This is a genomic window from Paraburkholderia sp. J10-1 (assembly GCF_905220165.1).
GTDB lineage: Bacteria > Pseudomonadota > Gammaproteobacteria > Burkholderiales > Burkholderiaceae > Paraburkholderia.
Genome location: NZ_CAJMYW010000007.1, coordinates 393,303 through 411,029, shown reverse-complemented (window position 1 = coordinate 411,029; position 17,727 = coordinate 393,303). Strand labels below are relative to the sequence as shown.

Below are 17,727 nucleotides of genomic sequence, written 5' to 3'. Positions count from 1 at the left end.
TATTGTGGGATGTGCAGCGGGCGCGATCATGAGGCGGCCGCACGGCGCGCGAGCAGCCACATGAGCCACGGCGCGCCGAAAATCGTCGCGACAAGGCCGGCTGGTAGTTCGCGCGGTAACAGCAGCGTGCGTCCGAGCCAGTCGGCCAGAACAATCGTGAATCCGCCGATCGGCGCGGCGAGCAACATCTGGTCGAGCGGACGCCGCGCGCCCGCGAGCCGGGCGAAATGCGGCGCAGTGAGCCCGATGAACGACAGCGGCCCGACGATCAAGGTCGCAGCGGCGGTCAGCAAGGCGGTGAGTCCAAGCAGCGTGCCGCGCGCAAGCGGTGTGCGCATGCCGAGCGCACGTGCGCTTGCGTCTCCGAGTGGCAGGATCGCCAGCCATCGTCCGGTCAGTGGCATGAACGCGCTGAGCAGCACGCACAGCGTGAGCGCGAGCGCCGCGTCGCCGGGCGTGACCGTGTAGGTCGAGCCCGCGAGCCAGGCGAGCAGGGTGGCTGCGCGTTCGCCGCCCCCGGCGATCACGACGGCGACCACGGCCTGGAATAGCGCGCCGATTGCGACGCCGGCAAGCAGCACGCGTTGCGGCGCGAAGCCGGAGCGGCGCGCGAACCACAATAGCGCGAGCAAGGTCGCGAACGCGCCGCCGGCCGTTGCCGCAAACCGCGCGACGTGTCCCGCATCGGCCGCGCCGAACACGAGCGCGATGAGGCCAAGCGAGGCGCCCGCGGACACGCCGAGTACCTCCGGGCTCGCGAGCGGATTGCCGGACAGACGCTGCAACAGTGTCCCCGCCAACGCGAGCATGATGCCGGCTGCAAACGCGGCGATCTCACGCGGTGCGCGCCAGATCGCGACACGCGCAAGTTCGGCGAGACTGCTGAACTGCCAGCCATGCACGCCGCGGCCGAAGTCGAGCGCGAGTATCAGCACGATGACAGTCGCAAACAGGATCAGCGTGAAGCGGCGCTTGATCGAGATGCCATCGGGGACCGTGTGCGCTGGTGCGGCGGTGGTGTCGAGGCGCTGCGTGCGGCGCATGCGCGCAAGGATGAGCAGCATGAGCGGCGCGCCGAAGAGCGCGCAGGCGGCCCCGGCGGGCACCAGTTCGCCGAGCGCATTGGCGAGCGGCTGCACAGCCTGGTCCGTCAGCCATAGCAACAGCGCGCCGCACAACGGCGCGAGCAGGAGACGCTGCCCAAGTCGGCGCGCGCCCGCGAGTTGCGCGATGGCAGGCGCAGCCAGCCCGACGAAGCCGATTACCCCAACCGTGCTCACCACGGCGGCGCTCAGCATGACGGCGAGCGCGAGCGCGGCAAGCCGCAGCCGGCGCAGCGCGAGGCCGAGGCTGCGGGCATTGGCGTCATCGAGACTGAAGAGTTGCAGCGGGCGCAACAGCAGCCACGCGAGTATGCCGCCCGCGGCGAGCCGCGGGGCGAGCGCCGCGACTTCGCTCCAGTCCTGCTGGACGAGCGAGCCGCCGCCCCAGATGAACAGGCCGCGCATATAGGGCGTATGAAAGAGCTGCAGCGCAACGCTGACCGAGCCGCACCAGAGCGTCACGACGAGGCCCGCAATGGCGACGGTCACCGGCGCGAGGCCGCTTCGCCACGCCAGGCCGAACACGGCCGCTGCGGCGGCCAGCGCGCCCGCGAGCGCGATTGGCTCGCGCGCGAAACCGTGCGCGGCCAGCGCGGGCGCCCAGAGCGCGGCGAGCGTGAGCGCAAGCTGGGCGCCGGCGGAAATGCCAAGCGTCATCGGTTCGGCGAGCGGATTGCGCAGCACCTGCTGGAAGATCGTGCCGGCCAGGCCGAGCGTCGCACCCGCAAGCCAGGCGGTGACGATGCGCGGCAGCCAGCTGTCGTGCGCGATGATCTGCCGGACGTCGTGCGTATCGGGCGAGAGCACTGCCTGCCACCACAGCGCACGCGGTGCGATCGCAGCAAGATTGGCCGCCGACAGGCCGAGCGCAGCGACAAACGCGAGCACAAGCGCCACGGCGACGAGCACGCGAGGCAAGCGCCCGAGCGAGACGCGCCGCCATGCGAGGCGGGTACACGCAGCGGATGGAGGAAGGCGGTCGAGTCCGCTCATGGATGGGCAACTCCGCTAACACTGAGCGTTGGGTTTGCGAGCAACGCGTGCGCGAGTGCCTCGCCGAAGCGCTGAGCCGAGGGCAGCATGCCGAAGCCCCAGAACGGGGGCAGCGCGGCCACGCGGCCACGGGCGACGGGTGGCAACGCGTGCCAGAGGCGGTTCGATGCGAGCGTGCTTGCAACGCCTTGGGGCAGCGGGTCGAAGTAGAGCACCTTGGCATCGGGCGCGGCGGCGAGCGCTTCGAGCGGCGCGACGCCAATTCCCCAGTAGTCGGTTGGGCCACGCCATGCGTTGACGAGGCCGAGCGTGTCGAGCACGTCCTGGAACAGGCTGCGCGCGCCATATACGCCGATATGCCGGGCGTCGAAGAACCGGATCAGGTAGAGCGGCCGTGATCGCGCGGGCGCGGCCATGAGACGCGCGCGGCTTGCAGCAAGTGCCTGTGCAGTTCGTGCGATGAGCGCTTCGGCAGCGCTTTCGCATCGGCATAGCGCGCCCAGCTCGCGCGTGACCGCCTCGGCGCGGCGATAGGGCGCGCCCGCGTCGGTGTAGATCGCGAACGCGCGAACCGGTGCAATCCGCTCCAGGATGTCGCGCTGCGACTCCTGGCTCGAGTTGATGAGGATGAGATCGGGGGCGAGCTGGGCGAGCCATTCGAGGCTCGGTGCGAGCCGCAGCCCGACGTCCGGCACGCCGGGCGGGACGGGCGGCGCGACCACGTTCGCGTTGTAGTCGCTGATCTCCGCGACGCCCGCGGGGACGACCCCGAGCGCGAGCAGCGTTTCGGCGAGCCCCCAGTCGAGCACGACCACACGCGGCGGCGCGCTTCGAGTCGAAGCGCGCGCCGCGGCGGCGAGCGGCGCGATGCCGGAAAGTGCGGCCGCGCGGGTGGCCAACGAAAGTAAAAAGGTTCGCCTGTGCATGGTCAGCGCGCCACCGCAATTGCGCCGCCGCCGCGCGGGTGCGGCACGACATCCATGGGAACGCCGTATATCGCTTCGAGCACCTGGCCCTGCATCAGGTCGGCCGGCGTACCTGAGGTCAGCAACCGGCCGCTGTGCAGCGCGACGAGTTCGTCGCAAAAGCGCGCGGCGAGGTTGATGTCGTGCAGCACGATGACGACGGTCATCGCGTGATCATCGGCGAGGCTGCGCAGTAAGCGCAGCACGTCCAGCTGGTGCGCGATATCGAGCGCCGAGGTCGGCTCGTCGAGCAGCAGGCACGAAGCGCCTTGCGCAACGAGCATGGCGAGCCAGGCTCGCTGACGCTCGCCGCCCGACAGGTGGTCGGCGAGCTGGGAGGCGAAGCGCGCCGTGTCCGTCACGCGCAGTGCCTCGTCGATGATCGCGGCGTCTTCGCTACGCAGGCGCCCCAGCGCGCCATGCCACGGATAACGGCCCAGCGCGACGAGCTCCCGCACGGTCATGCCCGTAGCGAGCGGCGGATGTTGCGGCAGGTAGGCCACACGCCTCGCGAATTCCCGCGCGGACCACGCGCCAATCTCGCGGCCCGAGAAGCGCAGGCTGCCGCGCGAGGGCGTTTGCTGGCGCGCCAGCAGCTTGAGCAGCGTGCTCTTGCCCGACCCGTTGTGGCCGATCAGCGCGATCATGCGGCCCGCCGTGAGCGCGAGCGTGAGCGGCTGCAGCAGCACGCGGCCACCCGCCTCGAACGACGCGCCTTCGATCTCGTAAAGTACCCCGCCGCTTGCGCGTTCGCGCAGCGGCCCCGGATCGTTGACATCGGGCGAGTGCGTTGCCTGTATCGAACTCATCCGCCGCCTTACCAGCGATAGCGCGCGGTCGCGAGCACTTCGACGCCGTCGCCGTAGGTGCAGGTGGTCGCGCTGAAGCATGACGCCACGTACTGTCGATTGAACAGGTTGGTGCCATTCAGGGAGAGCAGCCAGTGACGGCCCGTGTCGTAGTGCACTGCCGCGTCGACGAGCGTGACGGACGGCACGCGGATCGTGTTCGACTCGTCGTAGCTCGAGCCCAGATAGCGCACGCCGCCGCTGAAACCGAGGCCGCGCAGCGAGCCGCCGTGCAGCGTGTAGTCGAGCCACGCGGCCGCGACGTTGCGCGGAATGCCCCAGGTTTGCTTGCCCTGGAGCGGGGTCGAGCCGCCGTCGAGGGTCGTCGCCGAGTCGTTCGATTCGGTGGTCACACTGCTCAGGTAGGTGTAGGACGCGGTGACGTTAAGGCTGTCGGAGAGGCTTGCCTGGCCTTGGAGTTCGAAGCCGCGCGCCCGCACTTGCCCCGCTTGCGTGCTGAAGCCGGGATTGTCGAGATCGGCGGTGAGCACGTTGCGCTCGCGCAGATCGAAGACAGAAGCCGTGATGAAACTGTTGTACCCGGGCGGCTGATACTTCACGCCCACTTCGTACTGCTCAGCGGTGGTCGGCTTCGCGGCCGAGCCGTCCGCGAGCACACCTGCCTGCGGATCGAACGACTTCGCGAAGCTCGCATACGGCGCGAAGCCGTTGTCGAACAGATAGACGAGGCCGGTGCGCCATGTGAACGCGCGCTCAGACTGCGACGTGTACGACGCCGTGAGCGGGTTGTTGTCGTCGGCCGAGGCCCAGTCCTGGCGCACGCCGATCAGGAAGCGCCACTTGTTCCAGGCAAGCTGGTCCTGGGCGTACAGGCCGAACTGCTTCATGCGGATGTTGTCGTCCGAGAAAGCGTCCGGCATCGCCACGCTCTGATAAACCGGCGCGAACGGATTGAGCTGCGGCGCGGCGCCGAGACCCACGCGTTCGCGATAGAGCACCCGCTGAAAATCGAATCCGAAGAGTGCCGTATGGCTGACCGGTCCCGTGGAGAATTTCGCCTGCGCCTGGTTGTCGACGGTGAAGAACTTCGCGCTTTCGTCGTTGAAGAACGCGTAGCGGTTCAGCGTCGTATCGGAGTTGTCCGCGAAGCCGTTCGTGAACACGTTCGAGAAATCGTCGCGCACGTAGGTGTAGTGCAGGTTCTGCCGGAAGGTCCAGACATCGTTGAAGCGGTGCTCGAACTGGTAGCCGACCGAAGCCTGGGTTCTCGAGTGCGAATCGAAATTCGGGTCGCCGAGATTCGTGTGCGTCGAAATCCTGCCGTTCGGCGTGTCGAAGACGCTGCCGATGGCCGGCACGAAGTTGTAGTAGCCGACATCGGGGTCGCGCTGGTACTTCGCGAGCAGCGTCAATGTCGTATTCGCGTCCGGCTTCCAGGTGATGGCGGGCGCGATGTAGACGTGTTTCTGCTTCACGCCGTCGACCTGCGTGTCGTTCTGGTTGGCGGTGCCGGTGAGGCGGTAGGAGAGGGTGCCGTCGGGCGTAATCGCGCCGCCAAGGTCGAAGCCGCCTTCCACGCGGTTGTGGCTGCCCGTGGTGAAGAACACCTCGTGCACCGGCGTGGTGGTCGGCTGCTTGCTGACCAGATTCGCGATGCCGCCTGGGTTCGCCTGACCGTAGAGCACCGAGGCCGGTCCGTGGAGCACGTCGATGCGCTCGAGCCCGTAGGGATCGAAAGCGGGAATCGCGTAACCGAAATTCGAATCGCTCGGCAGGCGGGAGCCGTCGAGAAACTGCTCGAGGTAGAAACCACGGCTCATCAGATACGGCGCGCCGGCAGCCGAAGCGCCGCGGATTTCCGACGTGACGCTCGCGGTGTAGCGCAGCGCCTCGGTGACGCTCTGGGCGTTCTGATCGGTCATCTGGTCGCGCGTAACGACGGAAACCGACTGCGGTGTTTCGATCAGCGGTGTGTCCGTTTTGGTGGCTGTGACCGCCGTAACCGGGACATAGCCGTCAGCCACGCCGGTGGCCGTCTGCTCGCGCCGGCTGCTCACCTTGACGGCCGGAAGCTGGGTTGTCGCGCCGCCGGTGGCGTCCTGTGCGCTGCCGTCGGTCGATTGTGCGTGCACTGCGCCGCCCCCTCCAAGGAGATAAAGCAGCAATGCAATGGCAGTCGTGCTGCCTACCCCGGTCTTCATGTGGACTTCTCCATCGCGTGAATAATAATGCAAGTCGAAATGATTCGCGTTAACTAATAAAATGCCGTGCATGGGACTCTTTTTGGTCCCTGATGCATGAACAACGGGATGGGGACGATCAAACAGAAGACGGCTGGGCCGCTCAGGCGCTACTATAACTGCGGTGTTCCGGCATAGTCCGGACAACTTTGGCATCGAAATGGCCAAAGATGGCAGGTTGGAAGGTAATTCACCAAAAAAGTAATCAATGCAGTCATGACTCAGCCAAAGCTACAGACCTTCGGCGCGCTGCCTGCGGCACAAAAAGTGATCGCGCAATCCATCGACTACGCTGACGACACCCACGAGATCGCTCACATTCACCATCGTTCGCAACTCGTCTACGCGACGACAGGCATCGTGCGTGTGGTGACGCCGGGCGGCCTCTGGATGCTCACGCCCGGCCACGCGTTGCTGATCGGCTCGCAGGTCGAGCACGAGCTGTACATGGTTGGCAAGGTGTCGATGCGCACGCTCTATATCGACCCCGACGCGCTGCCGGCAGGCGGTGCTGAATGCCGGATGCTAACGGTCGATGCCCTGCTGCGCGCATCGCTTCTTGGCATGTTCGATTCCGCGCTCGATGACGAGGCCACGGCCGGTTCCGGGGCGGTGCCGACGCGTGAAACGCTGCTCGTGCCGCTGATTCTGCGTCTGCTGCAGCTCGCGTGCGCGCGCGCGCCTGACAAGCGCCTGCCGTTGCCTGTGAACGCGCGTCTGCGCCGCATTTGCGAACGCCTCATCGCGCAACCGGCGAGCAACGACACACTGGAAGCGTGGGCCGACGAGGTCGGTGCGAGCGCCCGCACTGTCGCGCGGCTTTTTCGTCAGGAGACGGGCATGACGTTCGGTCAATGGCGCGAACAGTTGCGACTTGCCGAGGCGATGTCGAAGCTGGCGGTCGGTCATACGCCCGGCCAGATCGCGCAGGACCTGGGTTACGCGGACGTACGCACATTCTCCGCGATGTTCCGGCGTGCCTTTGGATGCACGCCGCAGCAGTTTCGCCAACACCTCAGCGAAACGGACTGAGCCTGATGGGACGCGGGGGCGTTTCGGAAGAGGGTCAAGGCCATTGCGGCCGGTTATCTTCGACCGCCGCAGGGTTCGCCCGGCGCGTTGTCCGGGCCGGGGCGCTCATAGGGGCGCCAGCTCCAGTTCATGCGGGCGAATTGCGGTAACAGCGAGCGCAGCGTAGCGGCATTCTGCAACAGGCCGGCCATGATGAGCAGCAAACCAATAAGCGCGGTGCCGCTTCGGTCGACGGCGGGGAAACCGGCAAGCACTCCTGTTGCTCCGACCGCCGCGACGCCGGAAGCCACCGAATCTGCGCATGCATGCCATGCGCTCGCGTTGAGTGCGCCCGCAATGCTGCCACTGTCTCGACGCTTCGCCTGCGCGGCAGCCGCCCTCAGATAGCACCACAACCCCATCCTGACGGTGACGCTGGCGACCGCCACGGCGAGCGCGGCCAGCGCAGCAGGGCGCGCTCCGGCGGGCTGCGCCGCAACAGGTAGGACGCCCGCGAACAGTAATTCCGCGCCGGTTGCCAGAATAAGCAGATTGACAAGGACCGTCGCGATCGGTGTCAGTTTGTGTTGGCGTCCGAATCGATTCGCACCGTCGAAAAAGATTGCGGCCGCAACGGCCCCGTCGCCGAGCACATCGATCAGCGTATGCGCGCCATCGGCCAGCATGGCGTTCGAGCCCGAAATGCCGCCTGCGACGAATTGCATCGCCATCAGTGCGACATTAACGAGGACGACGACGCAGGAGGCTTGCATGGCTGTTTTTTGTAATGGGCACAAGCAAAAGGCTGCCGCACGGGGAGAGCCGCTAGCGTAGCGAGCGTACATGGCAGGCCGGTGACAGCAGGAGCCAAGGCGTGGGGCGAGGGCCCCCGCGTCTGTCGCACCTGTTTTCCAGATCGTTGAGGTTTTTAGCGTTCGCAAGCCTAAACTGCGTTTTCATGCTATGGCTGCGAAGCTCCGAAGGCTGGCCTCGCGAATGCCCCGGAAAAGATCACGGACACGCCCATGAACGACAGTTTGCGTCGCTGGCCTGACAAAGCCAGAAAATGTCTGCGGGGGATGCTGCCACCCGTCGCCGCACTTGGCCATTGGCTGGACCGGGTTGATCCCGGTACGCATCGCCGGATCAAGGGGCTGCGGCTCGTGACGGCGTACGGGCTCGCGGCGGCACTCGGGACGTTGCAGGACATTGCCCGAAGCGTGCCCAGCAGCGTGTCGCTTGGCTATCTCGCCGGAAGCTTCGCGCTCTGGGCGAGCGTCTCCGAAGGCAAAACGACGCGAGCCGAATCCAGTCGCGATCTCATGCTGCTGAGCTTTGCCGCCGCGTTCGGTGCGGTTCTGTTCGTGGTGTTGGCGAGGCCGCTACAGCATGCAGGCCGGGGAGGGCCGGAACTCGTTCTCGTGTCGGGCGCGTTTCTGGTTGGTTATCTCAAACGATTCGGCGTGCTCGGTGCGGGCATAGGTTCGCAAATCTATATCGGAGAATTGCTTGCCTACGGTGCTCGCCTTACCACGGACGATCTGCGGGCAATCGGCATAGCCGCGCTGATCGCCGTGTTGGCGTCGGTCGTGCCGCGCATGCTGAGCGGGCCGGCAGAACGGCCCGCCATCGCCGCGGTGCTCGCCGCCGGGCCGCAGCCGTTACCCGGGCGGTGGTCGCCGGAGTTCTTCATGGGACTGCAGGCGGCCATTGGCGCGTTGCTCATCTGCCTCCTGAACGGCCTGATTGGACTCGAGGAGTCTGCCTGGGCGATCACCGCGTGCACGTACGTCGTCGCCGGTTCGGCAACCGGCACGATACAGCGTGTTCGCCGCCGGATTCTCGGTACGTTGATTGGCGTTCCCATAGGCCTTGCCTGCCTGCCGGTCGCCGAGCACGCGCCGTTGCTCATATGGGCTGCCGCTGCGCTCGCAATGGTCATCTATGCGATGGCGTTGCCGGAGCGCTACGACATCGCCTGCGGGGCGTTCGCCTTCACGCTGATCGTTACGCTCGCAGCAAGCGGCGTGCATTCGATCTCACTGCTTGCCGCACGAGCCTGGGAGACGCTCCTCGGCGGAGCACTTGGCCTCGCTGCCGCCATGCTCATCTTCCCGCTCCGAAGCTCGAACCACACGAAATAGGCAACGGCGAGCCGACCGGGAGCCAACCGCGCTCGATGCGTCCCGGCCAGGCGAGGCGCCCCTTCGCGAATGGGCGCTACCGGCGCAACTGCTGCTCGATCGTCTTCGTCAACGGCGACGCAATATCGCCTGTGTGCTTCGTCTGCACGGGCTCGATCAACACGATCCAGCACTCGTCTTCGGCTACCGGGTTATGCAACGTGCCGCGCGGCACCACGTGCATCGAACCAGCGGGCACATCGACAACACGCCCGCCTTCGTACTCGATTTTCAGATGTCCGCGCACGACGAAGAACAGTTCGTCCTCGCCCGCATGGTCGTGCCACACCAGTTGGCCGCGCACTTTCGCGACTTTCACATACTGGTCGTTGACCTGCGCGACGACTTTCGGCGACCAGTATTCGGACACGTCGCCGAACGCGGCTTCGAGATCGAACGACTCGGCAAAGGGACTCATGGTTGCAGACCGCTCCACAGGTTGATTCGCCCGCGATAGCGAACGACCCGTTCGAGACTACGCCCCAGAGCGTCGCGCGTCTTGAACGATCGTGACGATGCGCTCCGATGCGCCGCCCGCGATGCGCAACCAGCGCGCCGGCGCAATGCCGTAGGTCTTCGTGAAATGGCGCGTCATGTGGGCCTGATCCGTGAACCCCGCGCAGGCCGCCACATCGGCGAGCGGCATGCCGCGCAGCATCATCGCGCGTGCGGCGTCGAGACGCCGTTGCGTCAGGTAGCGATAGGGGCTCGTGCCGTAGAACATGCGGAAGTCGCGCGAAAGGCTCCAGCGGTCACGTCCCACGGCGTGTTCGAGTGCGTCGAGCGAAACGGCCTGCTGACACTGCGCGTCGAGGTACTCGCGGGCACGCTGCGCGCTCGCGAAGTCGCCCTTTGAGAGCGCGGGCGGCGCGCCCGCCACGGCGGCGAGCGCGTGTGCCAGTTCCGCGAGCGCGTCGCTCTGCTCGAACGGGTCGAGGCCTTGCGAGACCTGTTGCAGCAGCGCCTCGGTCGCCGCCCATAAACGGGGATCGTTCGTCACGCCGCCCTCGATGAAGGGCAGTGCGCGGCCGCCCAGCATGTGCTGGAACACGGCAGGCTGCACGTAGATCATGCGGTAGCGAAAGCCTTCGCCGGTGCCGGCCTGGCCGTCGTGCGGCTCGTCGGGATGCAGCACCATCGTGCGGCCCGGCAGGCTGTGGGTCGTGCCGCGCCGGTACTTGAAGCTCTGCACGCCCGCAAGCGTGCGGCCGATCGCATAGGTGTCGTGGCGATGCATCGCAAACGCCTTCCCTTGAAAGAAGGCTTCGATACGTTCTATGCCCGCAACGGGTTCGGCGCGCAGCAGCCAGTCGGCGCGGCGCTGGGGATCGATCGGATTCATGGTGGTGGCTTATGTGCGGCGCAATGCGGCCTGGGGCCGGTGCGGCGCCACGGGGATTGTGGCACAGGCGCGCCGCCCGCGCTGGCGGCCCACGCCCGCCGTGCGCCGCCCTACACCGCGCGAGCGATCTGCTCGCGCAGCCAGCGATGCGCGGGGTCGCGGTGCGAGCGCTCGTGCCAGAGCATGCACATTTCGTAGCCGGGCACCTCGATGGGCGGCTCGACCACACGCAGCGTCGCCTTCTCGCGCACGAGCCGCCACGGCAGCATGGCCACGAGGTCGCTGCGCTCGAGCACGGAAATGACAAAAAGAAAGTGCGGGACGGAGAGCACGACGCGCCGCGTGAGTCCGGCTTGCGCCAGCGCTTCGTCGGTGATGCCGTGAAATCCGCCGCCATCGGGCGAGACGATAACGTGCTCGAGTGCGCAGAACTGCTTCGTGCCCGGACGGCGCTTGAGGCGCGGATGGTCCGCGCGGCCCGCAAGCACGTAGCGCTCGGTGAAGAGCGTACGCCGGCGCAGGTTCTCGGGCGCTTCGCTGGTGGTGTGGAACGCCAGATCGATTTCGCCCTGCGCCGCCTGCTTCGCGACGCGCGCAGGCGCGAGTTCCACCACGGCAAGGCGCGTGTGCGGCGCGGCCTCGCGCAAGCCGCGCAGGGCTGGCAACGCGATCGTGGACTCGCCATAGTCGCTCGCCGCCACGCGCCACGTATCGCGGGCGCCGGCTGGATCGAACGGGCGCTCGGGCGCAATCGCGCGCTCGAGCGATTCGAGCGCCTCCCGTAGCGGCTCGCGCAACGCGAGCGCGCGCGCCGTGGGCTGCATGCCGCGCGGGCCCGGCAGCAGCAACGGATCGCCCAGGATCTCGCGCAACTTCGCAAGATGCACGCTGACCGAGGGTTGCGAGAAGTTCAGGCGTTGCGCCGCGCGCGTGACGTTGTGCTCGGCGAGCAGCACGTCGAGCGTGACGAGCAGGTTGAGGTCGAGGCTGCGTAAATTAGCGGACATAATGGCTGGTATTTCCGTTATTCATTTCCACTATAGCAGCCGTGCAACTAAGCTGGGTTCGTGTCAGACCACGGAGCCCTCGCCATGAATATCCTGCTTGTCTATGCCCATCCCGAACCGAAGTCGCTCAACGGCGCGCTCAGGGACTTCACCGTGCAGCGTCTCGAGGCGGCGGGTCACGCCGTTCAGGTGTCGGACCTCTACGCCATGAACTGGAAAGCGACGATCGATGCGCAGGACAGTCTCGAGCGCCGCGGCGACGCGCCGTTTCATCCGTCGCTCGATTCGAAACACGCGTTCGAGAACGGCCTTCAGGCCGCGGACATCGCGCGCGAGCAGGCGAGGCTTGTGTGGGCCGATACGCTCATCCTGCAGTTTCCGCTCTGGTGGTTCTCCATGCCTGCCATCCTCAAGGGCTGGGTGGAGCGTGTTTTTGCGTATGGCTTCGCCTATGGCGTGGGCGAGCACTCCGACGTGCGCTGGGGAGACCGCTATGGCGAGGGCACGCTCGCCGGCAAGCGCGCGATGCTCGTCGTGACCATGGGCGGCTGGGCGTCGCACTACGGACCGCGCGGCGTGAACGGGCCCATCGACGACATCCTCTTCCCGATCCATCATGGCGTGCTCTACTACCCGGGCTACGACGTGCTGCCACCGTTTCTCGTGTACCGCACGGGGCGCATGGACGACGCGCGCTACGCGCAAACGCTCGACGCGCTCGGCGAGCGCCTCGATGCACTGGCGCACAGCGCGCCCATCGCGTTTCGCAAGCAGAATGGCGGCGCGTATGAAATCCCGGCGCTCACGCTGCGCGAAGACGTTGCGCCGGAACGCACGGGGTTTGCGGCGCATGTAGCGTAAGCGGATGCAGTCATGGACATCGTTCGAAATCCTAAAAACTGACCGCCAGGCCAAACGAAACGCCGTGCACGTTGTGGCCAAACACGTAGCGCACCATTGCCCGCGTACGGGTGATGATGATGGGATACCTGCTGCTGTCGAGTTCGAGACCCACGCCGAGCGACGTGAGTTCGTTGAAACCGAGTACCCCGGCGCTGTCGCCGTAGTAATGCGAGTAGGCGAACTCCAGCACGTAGCGTACAGGCTTGTCCAGCGCGTGCCAGCCCGTTGGCGCGCGCCAGCGCGTCCAGAGGCTCACTTGCTGCGCCATGGCCGAGCCCTGGACAGCTTGCGCGCTGCCGCCGAAGCTGCGCAGGTAAATATCGGTTGCGCGCAACTCCGCGTCGATTTCGTAGTTCTCGCGGTAGTGCTCATAGTCGAGCATGAGCGAGCCGCCGTAGCCGTACGCGTCGAGATAGCCGTTGTTCAGGAACTGGAGATTGCTGTCCGTGACATGGTTGAACAACGTTTGTCCGATTCTCAGATCGCTGGAAACACGCCCAATCGTGCCGTTTATGATCGGGCGAAACACGAGCTCGTTGGTGATGCGGAAGTCCCAGCCTAGCCCCACCGTGCCGCTGAAGGTATTCCACCTCGTGGGCAGCGCGCGCTGGTCCTCGCCGTCGGTGGCGATGAACGTCGGGTCGTAGCGGCTATAAGCGAGCGTGCCTTCCATATACAAGGGGAATGTCCGGCTAAGCGTGAAGCCGCCGCCCAGTTGTGTCTGGCCAAAGCCGGGGTTGCCGGTGGCGCCGTTGTTGATCGAAAGCGAACTGGTGGTGACGTCCGGAACCGTGGTGTAGGTCATGATGGCCAGCACGGCATCCGCATGTTGCTTGATGTTGCCGCCTATCACCGTGCGGCTCGACAGTTGGTTCGGTATGCTCTGCGCGTGCGTTTGCAGGGGCAGCGTGGCCGCGAGTGCCGCCGCGCCAATCTTCATTAGCGCGACGCGCAGTTGCGCCCAACGGACGGTGGTGTTCGTCATGTTCGATCCTGCCGGGTCCCGATGCCCGATTGGGTCTGATTACACCTGCTTGAGTTTGCTTACGCCTGCTCACGCCCGCTCACGCGCCTCGCGTGAGGCTTCCTGCACGCCGCGCACAGCGGCGGCAACGATCAACCTGGTAAACACGACGCCGATCAGTCCGAGCAGCACCGCGTCGATGCGGCCGAACACGATGGTCGGCACGACATCGCCGTAACCGACGGTCAGAGCCGTGATCGCGCAGAAGTACACGGTCTCGCCCATCGGCGAAGGGGGGCGGTTCAGCGTTTCCACGCCGCCGCCGAAATAGAACATGCCAACAGTAAGGATAACGAATATCAGTAGAGGGCCGCCGGGCAGCAGGCGCATATACCAGATGGTCCGGCCCGATTCCAGCAGGATCGCTCGCGCCTTCGGGGCGTGGACCGCTTTTTGGGGCGCGTCGTTCATGGCGTGTTCCTCTCGAGCGATACGGAGCCACGCGGCGCAAACCGCTCGAATATCTGCAGCATCAGGCACGCGTATGCAGTGACGGCAAGAAAGAGCGCCATGCGCACCGCGAATGCTCGGTAGACGTCCTTGCCCGCCGCGCTGTCCTGGACAGACTGACCCAGCAAAATGATCATCGTCACGAGACCGTTCAGCCAGAAGCCAGGCGAGTAGCGCGTTGGACGGATGCGATACAGCTTGCGTGCCACGATCAAGCCGAACAGCAGCATCCACAGATAGAACATCCAGATATTCACAAAGAGCCTGAGCGAAAACCAGAACGCAACGGCGAGCAGCCCGCCAAGCGCCGTGGAGCCGAGCAACTCACGCGCCGCGTCGCGTGCCGACGTGGTGCAGCTTTGCCGGCCGAGACTCACGGACTTCATGATGATCGGCATGTAGCTCGCCGGGTCGTTCATCGCCAGCAGCCAGGCGGGCATGACCACGAGCGCGGCCTGCAAGGCGACGCGCGATGCCATTGCCTGCGGCATGACGCGCGCGGCGGGTTTGGCGAGCACAGGTCCGGTCTCGGGAAAGAGGGCGTGGCTCAAGATCGAAGCGAGCACGGCGAGCAGCAGTCCTTTTACGAGCGCGCCGACCACCGTGGCGGCCAGTTGCTGGTCGGCCACGCCGGCTGCGGTAATCATCGTGAGGCCCGCCGCGAGGAACGTCGCTACGAGGTTGTTGCCGCCGCGCAGCCCGGCGCGAAACGCAAGGAAGAGGCAAAGCCCGACGAGCAGCACGCCGGCGAACGGGTAATAGCGCAGCACAGGAACGAGCAACAGGCCGCTGCCCGTTGTGCCCGCAACGACCAGCGCGAGTGCGAGCGCCGCCTTGAGCGAAAGCGGCCGGTTCTGCGTGGCCAGCAGAAAGACGGCGAGGACCGGCGCGATCACCGGAATCGGGAACTCGAACGCGAAGCTGATAGCGAGCGTGAGCGCCGTGCCCGTGGCCAGGCGCAGCGCGCGGCGGCCGGGAGGCGATGGGCTCGTTTGCATTGGGGCCGCTCAGTAGAGGTAGGCGAGCCAGCTCATCACGCGCAGGAACACGCGGCCGAGCGGGTTGAGCGGGTTGCCTGTGCCCGGAAACGCCATCACCTCGGCCTGGCCGCCCACACGAACATTGCGCAGCCGCGCGCGTTCGTGATCGTCGAACTCGACGATCACGGGAAAGCGTTGTGCGGGCCTCAGCCAGTCGCGGCTGTTCTGCACGGTGGGCAGGGTGCCGGGCGGCGTGCTTTGGCCAACGCTCACGCCATAGCCGATGCTGCGGATGCGTCCCGTGAACACTTCGCCCGGCAGCGCGTCCAGTGCGATGGCGACGGGCGTGCCCGCATGAAGATGGCCCAGATTGTTCTCCGTCATGTCCGCGCTGACCCAGACATCGTGAATGGCGATGAGCGTCATGACCGGATTGCCCGCGGCCGCGAACTGGCCGACTTCGGTGCGCAGGTCGGTGATGACGCCGGCCGAGCGCGCACGAATGCGCGTGTTGGCGAGATCGAGCTCGGCTTTTTCGAGCGCGCCGGCCGCACTGCGCAACTGCGCGTTTTCCGCTTCATTGCCGCCTTGCTGCTCGCGCGCGCGTTCGATTTCGGCCCGGGCGCTTTCGACCTGGCTTTGTGCCTGCTCGTGCGTGGCGCGCGCCACTTCGAGCCGCCGCAGCGAGACTGTGCCCTCGTCTTCGCGATACAGCCGTTCCAGCCGGTCGCTGTCCTGACGCGCCTTGACCTCGTTGGCGAGGGCCGCGCGCAACGAGGCTTGCGCCGATTCGATCCCGGCCGTGCTCGCGCCGATCTGCCGGCGCGTGGATTCGAGGTCGGCGCGCGCGCGGTCGGCGGCAATGCGATATTGCGTGTTGTCGATCTCGAACAGCACGTCGCCCGCGTTGACCTCCTGGTTGTTGTGCACGAGCACGCGCGTCACGCGTCCCGATACCTCGGCTGCAACGGGCACGACGTAGGCCGCTACACGCGCTTGCTGGGTATACGGCGTGAAACGGTCGGCGAGCAGGTACCAGATCAGACTGATGGCGATCAGGATAACGATCCACTTGACCGCCTTGCCGGACGAGTCGGAAGCCGGTGGCGGTGCCGGCGGCGGGCTCGAAGGTTCGGGCGCGCGGCTCATTGTGTCGGCCCATCCGGTTGATTGCCAGGACGCTGCGCGGCGGCGGGAGGCGTCGTTTCGTCGAGCAGGTCGCCCCAGTCCGTGCGCCGCTGCATTTGCGCGCGCGTGGCGGGATCGATGAGCGGCTGCGGCAGATCCCAGCCGCCGTCCACGGCCTTGTACAGCGCAATCAGGCTGCTGACGGCGTTGCCGCGATTGACGACGAACGCGTCCTGCTGCGCGGAGAGTGCGCGCTGCGCGTCGAGCACGCGCTGGAAGTCCGAGTACCCTTCGCGGTAGATCGTATTGGCGAGCGTGAGCGAGCGCTGCGCAGCGCCTTGCGCGTCGTGCAGGATCGTATCGCGCTGCAGCGCCGCGTTCAGCGCCGTAGCGGCGTCGTCAGCCTCGCGCGCCGCTTCGCGCACCGTATCCTGATACGCGACGATCAACTGCTGCAGGCGCGCGTCCTGCACGCGCACGTTGTTCGTAATGCGGCCGTGATCGAACACATTCCATGTGATGCTCGGGCCGCCCACCACGGCAAGCGTGCTCGGCGCCCCGGCAAGCGAGCTGGCGCTCCACACGAGCGAGCCGACCAGTGAAATCGACGGGTACAGATCGGCCTTCGCCACGCCGATCAGCGCCGACTGCGCGGCCATCTGTTGCTCGGCCGCGCGCACATCCGGGCGGCGCAGCAGCAGCTTCGCAGGCACATCCTGAAGCACGGCTCGGTTGATGAGCGGGACGAAGCCTGCTTTGGCAGGCTGTGCGTCGAGTTCCGGCAACGGGCCGGGCGGGCGCCCAAGCAGCACGCAAAGCGCGTGACGCGCCAGCGCAATCTGGCTTTCGAATACAGGAATGCTGCTCAATGTGCCGAGATACTGTGTTTTCGCTTGCTGGAGATCGAGCTCGTCGGTTTCGCCGCTCTTGAAGAGCTTTTGCGTGATCTCGTAGCTGCGCTTTTGCAGTTGCGCGTTCTCGCGCGCAATGCGCAGGCGCGCTTCGGTCGTGCGCAGCGTGAAATAGGTGTCCGCAACTTGCGCGTGAACAAGCACGAGCGCGTCTTCGCGGTTGTCCTGGGCGGCGAAGAATGAGGCGTCGGCCGATTCGATCGCGCGGCTGAAGCGGCCCCAGAAGTCGAGTTCCCAGCCTATGCTGAAGCCGAGACCATACTGAACGTACGCGCCCGAACGCGGGTCGAAACCGTCGTGGCGCTTGCGTGCCGAGGCCAGCACGTCGGCGTTGGCCTGCTGCACCTGCGGGTAACGCCCCGCGAGCGCGATACCTAGCTGGGCGCGCGCCTCGATCACGCGCAATGCCGCGATCTTCAGGTCGCCGTTGTTTGCATCGGCCGCGGCAATCAGCTGTTCGAGATTGTCGTCACTGAAGACGTGCCACCATTGCCGCGCGTCGGGCGGCTCACCGGGCTGCGCAGCGATCACCGTGACCTGATCGATCGATGCGCTGCTCCAGTGTTCGCTCCAGCTCTCATGTTGCGGCTGAAAGTCGGGGCCCACGTGCATGCACGCGTTCAGCAGCGTGCTGATGCAACAGGCACCGAGAGGCAGCCAGTGAGGGCGCTCGCAGAG

Annotated in this window: 16 protein-coding genes; 3 read left to right on the top strand and 13 right to left on the bottom strand. The window is 66.2% G+C overall.

Going from position 1 to position 17,727, the window contains the following annotated elements:
• Window positions 1-26: 26 nt before the first annotated feature.
• From fhuB to U5A65_RS23475, 4 genes are read right to left on the bottom strand one after another with little or no spacing between them, the layout of a single operon-like run.
• Complete coding sequence (gene fhuB / locus U5A65_RS23490) at window positions 27-2,096, bottom strand: Fe(3+)-hydroxamate ABC transporter permease FhuB (protein WP_321947647.1); 2,070 nt, start codon at window positions 2,094-2,096, stop codon at window positions 27-29.
• Window positions 2,093-3,022 carry an ABC transporter substrate-binding protein gene (locus tag U5A65_RS23485; RefSeq protein ID WP_321947645.1) on the bottom strand — a complete coding sequence of 310 codons (930 nt, stop codon included), beginning with the start codon at window positions 3,020-3,022 and terminating at the stop codon, window positions 2,093-2,095. Before U5A65_RS23485 ends, fhuB begins: the two co-directional genes overlap by 4 nt.
• Before the next feature lie 2 nt (window positions 3,023-3,024).
• Entirely contained in the window at window positions 3,025-3,870 is an 846-nt protein-coding gene (locus U5A65_RS23480) for an ATP-binding cassette domain-containing protein (RefSeq protein WP_321936596.1), read from the bottom strand.
• Between the two features lie 8 nt (window positions 3,871-3,878).
• Window positions 3,879-6,071, bottom strand: coding sequence for a TonB-dependent siderophore receptor (locus U5A65_RS23475; protein ID WP_321947643.1), 2,193 nt, complete (start codon window positions 6,069-6,071; stop codon window positions 3,879-3,881).
• Between the two features lie 255 nt (window positions 6,072-6,326).
• On the opposite strand from U5A65_RS23475, the gene U5A65_RS23470 reads away from it, so the two are divergent.
• A complete protein-coding gene (locus tag U5A65_RS23470; RefSeq protein ID WP_321947641.1) occupies window positions 6,327-7,142 on the top strand; it encodes a helix-turn-helix transcriptional regulator in 816 nt (271 codons plus the stop codon).
• 53 nt (window positions 7,143-7,195) lie between these two features.
• Here the strand turns inward: U5A65_RS23470 and U5A65_RS23465 are convergent, their stop codons facing one another.
• Window positions 7,196-7,894: a cation transporter gene (locus U5A65_RS23465; protein WP_321947639.1), complete on the bottom strand. Its 699-nt coding sequence runs from the start codon at window positions 7,892-7,894 to the stop codon at window positions 7,196-7,198.
• 252 nt (window positions 7,895-8,146) lie between these two features.
• On the opposite strand from U5A65_RS23465, the gene U5A65_RS23460 reads away from it, so the two are divergent.
• Window positions 8,147-9,265, top strand: coding sequence for an FUSC family protein (locus tag U5A65_RS23460; RefSeq protein WP_415765452.1), 1,119 nt, complete (start codon window positions 8,147-8,149; stop codon window positions 9,263-9,265).
• 76 nt (window positions 9,266-9,341) lie between these two features.
• On the opposite strand, the gene U5A65_RS23455 is transcribed toward U5A65_RS23460, so the two are convergent.
• The 3 genes from U5A65_RS23455 to U5A65_RS23445 form a co-directional block, all read right to left on the bottom strand.
• Window positions 9,342-9,722, bottom strand: a complete 381-nt coding sequence (locus U5A65_RS23455) for a cupin domain-containing protein (RefSeq protein WP_321936592.1) — start codon at window positions 9,720-9,722, stop codon at window positions 9,342-9,344.
• Window positions 9,723-9,779: 57 nt separating this feature from the next.
• Window positions 9,780-10,646 (bottom strand): AraC family transcriptional regulator, encoded by an 867-nt coding sequence (locus U5A65_RS23450; RefSeq protein WP_321947638.1) that lies wholly within the window; start codon window positions 10,644-10,646, stop codon window positions 9,780-9,782.
• A 110-nt stretch (window positions 10,647-10,756) separates the two neighbouring features.
• Window positions 10,757-11,653, bottom strand: coding sequence for a LysR family transcriptional regulator (locus U5A65_RS23445; RefSeq protein ID WP_321910358.1), 897 nt, complete (start codon window positions 11,651-11,653; stop codon window positions 10,757-10,759).
• 84 nt (window positions 11,654-11,737) lie between these two features.
• Between U5A65_RS23445 and U5A65_RS23440 the strand changes: the two genes are divergently transcribed.
• Complete coding sequence (locus U5A65_RS23440) at window positions 11,738-12,514, top strand: NAD(P)H-dependent oxidoreductase (RefSeq protein ID WP_321910357.1); 777 nt, start codon at window positions 11,738-11,740, stop codon at window positions 12,512-12,514.
• 31 nt (window positions 12,515-12,545) lie between these two features.
• Here the strand turns inward: U5A65_RS23440 and U5A65_RS23435 are convergent, their stop codons facing one another.
• From U5A65_RS23435 to U5A65_RS23415, 5 genes are all read right to left on the bottom strand, one after another.
• A complete protein-coding gene (locus tag U5A65_RS23435) occupies window positions 12,546-13,496 on the bottom strand; it encodes a hypothetical protein (RefSeq protein WP_321947688.1) in 951 nt (316 codons plus the stop codon).
• A 114-nt stretch (window positions 13,497-13,610) separates the two neighbouring features.
• Window positions 13,611-13,991 (bottom strand): potassium channel family protein, encoded by a 381-nt coding sequence (locus U5A65_RS23430; protein ID WP_321947636.1) that lies wholly within the window; start codon window positions 13,989-13,991, stop codon window positions 13,611-13,613.
• Complete coding sequence (locus U5A65_RS23425; protein WP_321947635.1) at window positions 13,988-15,028, bottom strand: DUF2955 domain-containing protein; 1,041 nt, start codon at window positions 15,026-15,028, stop codon at window positions 13,988-13,990. Before U5A65_RS23425 ends, U5A65_RS23430 begins: the two co-directional genes overlap by 4 nt.
• Before the next feature lie 9 nt (window positions 15,029-15,037).
• Window positions 15,038-16,159: an HlyD family secretion protein gene (locus U5A65_RS23420; RefSeq protein WP_321910352.1), complete on the bottom strand. Its 1,122-nt coding sequence runs from the start codon at window positions 16,157-16,159 to the stop codon at window positions 15,038-15,040.
• Window positions 16,156-17,706, bottom strand: coding sequence for a TolC family protein (locus U5A65_RS23415; RefSeq protein ID WP_321936610.1), 1,551 nt, complete (start codon window positions 17,704-17,706; stop codon window positions 16,156-16,158). Before U5A65_RS23415 ends, U5A65_RS23420 begins: the two co-directional genes overlap by 4 nt.
• Between the last annotated feature and the right edge of the window lie 21 nt (window positions 17,707-17,727).